The organism is Streptomyces durocortorensis (assembly GCF_016901035.1).
Classification (GTDB): domain Bacteria; phylum Actinomycetota; class Actinomycetes; order Streptomycetales; family Streptomycetaceae; genus Streptomyces; species Streptomyces durocortorensis.
The window spans coordinates 1-2,061 of the sequence record NZ_JAFEUF010000213.1 but is presented as its reverse complement, the minus strand read 5'-3'; the positions used below and the strand labels follow the sequence as shown (position 1 = coordinate 2,061).

Genomic DNA, 2,061 nt, shown 5'->3' with positions numbered 1-2,061 from the left:
GCCGATACCCAGGCAATAACCCGCGGAACGGCACGCGCGCCCGCGAAAACGGCCGGGGGGGGGGGAGCGTCCAGCGGAGGGGAGCACCAGCCGGCAGCCGCCCCCCCCCGGGCGGGGGGGGGGCGGCCCCCCCCCGCGGGGGGGGGGGGGGGGGACGCCGTGCGGGTGTGGAGTGCGGGGGGCGGAATCCCCCTGTGAGGGGTAAGAATCACCCCAGTGGGGGCGGGATGGGGAGGGGTCGGACGGGATCAGATCAGGGAGAACGGCTAGTACGACTTCGGCAGGCCCAGCGACTGGTGCGAGACGTAGTTCAGGATCATCTCGCGGCTGACCGGGGCGATTCGGGCCACCCGCGACGCGGTGATCAGGGACGCGAGCCCGTATTCGCGGGTGAGGCCGTTGCCGCCGAGGGTGTGGACCGCCTGGTCGACGGCCTTCACGCACGCCTCGCCCGCCGCGTACTTCGCCATGTTCGCCGCCTCGCCCGCCCCGATGTCGTCGCCCTCGTCGTACAGCCGGGCCGCCTTCTGCATCATGAGTCGCGACAGCTCCAGGTCGATGTGCGCGGTGGCGAGCGGGTGCGCGATGGCCTGGTGGGAGCCGATCGGGGCCTTCCACACCTGCCGGGTACGGGCGTACTCGACGGCTTTGGCGAGGGCGAAGCGGCCCATGCCGATGCCGAACGCCGCCGTCATGATCCGCTCGGGGTTGAGCCCGGCGAAGAGCTGGAGCAGGCCCGCGTCCTCGTCGCCGACCAGGGCGTCGGACGGCAGCCGTACGTCGTCGAGGACCAGCTCGAACTGCTTCTCCGGGGCGTGGAGTTCCATGTCGATCTGGTTCCGGCCGAAGCCGGGGGCGTCGCGCGGGACGATGAACAGGCAGGGCTTCAGCTTGCCCGAGCGGGCGTCCTCGGTGCGGCCCACTATGAGGGTCGCGTCGGCTATGTCGACACCGGAGACGAAGACCTTGCGTCCGTTGAGAACCCAGTCATCGCCGTCGCGGCGGGCGGTGGTGGTGATGCGGTGGGAGTTGGAGCCGGCGTCGGGCTCGGTGATGCCGAAGGCCATGGTCAGGGATCCGTCGGCGAGGCCCGGCAGCCACTGCCGCTTCTGCTCCTCCGTGCCGAAGCGGGCGATGACCGTGCCGCAGATCGCGGGCGACACGATCATCATGAGGAGAGGCGAGCCGGCCGCCCCCAACTCCTCCAGCACGATCGACAGTTCGGCCATGCCGCCGCCCCCGCCGCCGTACTCCTCGGGGAGGTTCACCCCGAGGTAGCCGAGCTTCGCGGCCTCCGCCCACAGTTCGTCGGTGTGCTTGCCCTCGCGGATGACGGTGGTCATGTAGTCGCGCCCGTACCGCTTTCCGAGGGCGGCGACGGCTGCGCGCAGGGCCTGGTGCTCTTCGGTTTCGAGGACGGTGCGTGCGGTGCTCATGCGGTCTCCTCCGGTACGGGAACGGGTACGGGGGTGGCGGCCGGGTCCTCCTGGACCACGGCGAGCAGCGCGCCCACCTCGACCTGGTGGCCGGGGGCGGCGTGCAGGGCGGTGAGGGCGCCGGAGGCGGGCGCGAGGATGCGGTGCTCCATCTTCATCGCCTCCAGCCAGATCAGCGGCTGCCCGGCCTCGACGGTGGCCCCAGCGGCCAGGCCCTCCGCGAGGCGGACGACGGTGCCGGGCATCGGGGCGAGCAGGGAGCCGGGGGCGGTGTGCGTGGCGGGGTCGGTGAAGCGGGGCAGGGCGGTGAACGTGAACGAGGCGTCGGGCGCGTCCACATGAACCCGGTCACCGTGGGCCGTGACCCCGAAGTGCCGCGTCAAGCCGTCCACTTCGAGGGTGACGTGGTCGGGGGCGGCGGCCAGGACCCGGATGCCCGGGGCCTCGCACGGTTCCGGGACTCCGGTGCGCGGGGTCCGGTAGGCCACCTCGTGCTCGGTTCCGACCGGCTCGCTGCGGTAGCGCTTCCGCTGGGGCTGCGATGGCACGTTGCGCCAGGCCCCGAAGCGGGGGGGGGCCGGGGCCCCCCCCCCGGCGGGGGGGGCCGGGGACGCCCGGGGCCCGG

The 2,061-nt window shown here is 73.2% G+C and carries 2 protein-coding genes; both read right to left on the bottom strand.

What is annotated here, in order from left to right:
* Positions 1-266: 266 nt before the first annotated feature.
* Positions 267-1,436: an acyl-CoA dehydrogenase family protein gene (locus tag JS521_RS28250; protein ID WP_205085793.1), complete on the bottom strand. Its 1,170-nt coding sequence runs from the start codon at positions 1,434-1,436 to the stop codon at positions 267-269.
* On the bottom strand, positions 1,433-2,061 hold a 629-nt coding region (locus JS521_RS28245; protein ID WP_307847966.1), incomplete at its 5' end, for an acyl-CoA carboxylase biotin carboxyl carrier protein subunit. The genes JS521_RS28250 and JS521_RS28245, both read right to left, overlap by 4 nt.